Below are 3042 nucleotides of genomic sequence, written 5' to 3'. Positions count from 1 at the left end.
TTGGTGCAGGTAACAGGACTTGAACCTGCATGAAATTGCTTTCACATGGACCTGATGGTCACACCACGTCGGTGAAAGCCGATTTTTCCCATTCCTATGCGGTTTTTGACAGTATAGCATAGGGAGACGGGGATGTCAAGTGTGTTTTTTCTTATCATATATCACATCATAAAAGCATGTGATAATACTGTGTTTTGAACAATTGATCAAAAATCCTTATCAGCTGAAAACTGATACGATCGACCTGCTATAAAGGCTAAAAGCATAGACTCAATATTCTGTGCCGTATACTGCCTGTATTTCAAAACATACAGCATATTTTCTATAAAGCTTTTGTAATCTTCTTCTTTTGACGAAAGAATTGCTACGTCGGAAGGATCTTGAAACAGTAAACTTTGTAAAAAAGCTGCAGCCGCCTTCTCGTTAATAAAAGCAATATCTTCTATTTGAGATAACTGCTCATAACCTAATCCATTAAAATCATTTTTAATCTGTATAGGTTTTCTTCTGCATATCCAATAAGCCAGATAAGAATATATTTTTATCTCATTGACAAGTTTAATATCTTTATGAAATGCTTTTAATCTATATATATCAGTAAAATAATCCGTAATTACCTGATTTAATATAGGCGAAGAAATCACAAGATCATCTGTGAAACCTGAGGATTTAATAAATTCGTCTAACAACTCAAATACAAAGCAATATCTTTCTTGAATCTTAAGTTTTCCAAATTCTTCAATCAGAAAATTATTATCGAGTTGACTCAATGATGTCACACTCCTTTTGCAAGCATTTCCGTAAACAAATAACTTGCAGAGGATATATAATCCCTAAAATTCCTTAGGGCAATTTTTTCTCCGCCACCCGTAAAATTCTCTCCATGATTCGTTAAAACATCACGTTTTATAATTCCTTTTTCAATAGCAGAAGTGTATCTTTCTGCTAACTGCATTGCTATTTGCTTATTCATAATAAAATCCTCCTGTTACAATATATTTAGTCGGGTAAAGCCCTTGCAGCCGGTAAGGGATTACTCGCATTCATTACTTAAGCTATAATGTAAGCGGTAACTGGATTGACGTTCACCTCCATGAGCCAACGTGCTCGAAAATAAGACAGTCATCCACGCTTTCATTATAGCGTTCGTTTTGTGCAGATTGTGCCACCGTAGCCGGTGCGTTCGTGTCACCCAACAGATAGAATAGGTAATGAATTAATGCGTGGAATTATCCGATTACAAAAACTATCAGGAGCGATGAAAATGAACGCAGTAGGAATTGATGTATCCAAAGAAAAAAGTACGGTTGTAATACTCCGACCTTTCGGCGAAGTGGTGGCAGCACCTTATGATGTGTCCCACACGGACAGCGAGCTTGACCGGCTTGCCAAAGTTATCAAGAAGCTGCCCGGTGAAACACGGGTCGTCATGGAAGCAACGGGCGTTTATTATGAACCAGTTGCCCGACGTCTCCATGAACATGGTATATTTGTCTCTGTAGTCAATCCGGTGCTTATCAGTGACTACGGCGACAACACGCTGCGAAAAGCCAAAACCGATAGGAAGGACGCGATAAAGATTGCTTCTTATGCCCTAAGCGCATGGCTTGATCTTGTTGAATACAAGCCTGAGGAAGACCGCAGGAGAACTCTGAAATCGTTGAATAGACAGGTTAAGAAAGTTATCAAGGTAAACACCATGCTAAAAAACAATCTGATTTCTCTTACGGATACCGCTTTCCCGGGGATAAACAAGTTGTTTACTTCACAGGAAAGACCTTCTGACGGTCACTTGAAGTGGGTGGATTTTGTTGCAAAATTTCCTCACCGAGATACCGTGGCAAAGCTTTCGCTGAACGCTTTCAAGAAAAAATACAAGAGTTGGTGCGAAAAAAACAAATATCACTATCAAGATAGCAAAGCAGAAGAAATCCATGCTCATGCAAGAAAATGTGTTGCCGGAGTTTCTGCCGAGGAAACCTTTTGCCTGATGGTTACCAAAGCTGCGGAGTTTGTAAATGCTGCCTGCGAAAATGAAAACGCTCTGAAAAATGAAATGGACAGATTATCATCCACGTTGCCCGAATATGAGGTTGTTATGGGCATGTACGGCGTCGGAAAATCAACCGGACCTCAGCTCATGGCAGAGATCGGCGACACAAGACGTTTCCGTAACAGACGGGCAATCACGGCATTTTTCGGTTATGATACAGAACCTGACGATTCAGGGCAACATATTTCCAAATCTCGTCCTATCACCAAGAAAGGATCACCCTCGCTTAGAAGAACACTTTTCATTATCATGAAAACTTTGGTAACAAAAAAACCGGTTGATAATCCTGTTTATGCATTTCTTGATAAAAAACGTTCTGAGGGGAAGCATTATTATTCTTACATGACTGCCGCGTCGGCAAAATTTTTGCGTATCTATTACGCAAAGGTCAACGAAGTCCTCAACAAAAAGGAAACTTCGATGTGTACATAAATCTACCTATTCATAGATTCTGAACCGGAGGCGATACGTAGGCACGGCGCAGCCGCCTGACCTTGACGGGTTATCATAAAAATGCTACAATCGGCAGTCCGACGGTCATCGACCTTATCTATTCATGAGTTCCTCACCGTCGGCACATTTTGACAAGCATTTTTATGATGTTCTGTCAAGGTTGCCGGACAGTTTCAACCAATTTTTTCAGACCGCTCCGGCGGTCTATTTGCTGTGCTTGTCTTTTTTCTCAGTTTTCAGTGACTTTTTCTAAGTATTTTTTCGTTTTACTACTTGACTTTTATTTGCAGGTCTTATTTCCGATTTATCTTTTCATCATTATATCATTTCAGCTTTATTTTGTCTATCCGCCAAATAAAAAAAGACCTCGATGAAAACTAATCCATTAAGGTCAAATTCATTAAATATGCGATTGTTTATCTTACCTATATTATATAGAAAACAGGAGAAAATCGTAGTTTGCGATTCGTTTCAGGGCATAAAAAACAGGCAACCTCATATAAGGCTGCCTGCGATTGCCATAATAGTAAATGCGA

General features: G+C 39.4%; 3 protein-coding genes. 1 reads left to right on the top strand and 2 read right to left on the bottom strand.

What is annotated here, in order from left to right; all coding sequences use genetic code 11:
• Positions 1-206: 206 nt before the first annotated feature.
• Together JKK62_RS02505 and JKK62_RS02500 are read right to left on the bottom strand one after the other, a co-directional pair.
• Positions 207-770, bottom strand: a complete 564-nt coding sequence (locus JKK62_RS02505) for a hypothetical protein (protein WP_201426835.1) — start codon at positions 768-770, stop codon at positions 207-209.
• Positions 771-775: 5 nt separating this feature from the next.
• The gene (locus JKK62_RS02500; RefSeq protein WP_201426834.1) at positions 776-973 is read right to left on the bottom strand and encodes a hypothetical protein; all 198 of its coding nucleotides are present in this window, start codon (positions 971-973) and stop codon (positions 776-778) included.
• A 291-nt stretch (positions 974-1264) separates the two neighbouring features.
• Here JKK62_RS02500 and JKK62_RS02495 point away from each other — a divergent pair, with 291 nt between their 5' ends.
• On the top strand, positions 1265-2485 hold the full coding sequence (locus JKK62_RS02495) for an IS110 family RNA-guided transposase (RefSeq protein ID WP_201426833.1): 1221 nt from the start codon (positions 1265-1267) through the stop codon (positions 2483-2485).
• The last annotated feature ends 557 nt before the right edge of the window (positions 2486-3042 follow it).

It is taken from the genome of Ruminococcus difficilis (assembly GCF_016680995.1).
The sequence above is the reverse complement of the archived record's forward strand: the minus strand, read 5'-3'. Positions and strand labels throughout refer to the sequence as shown.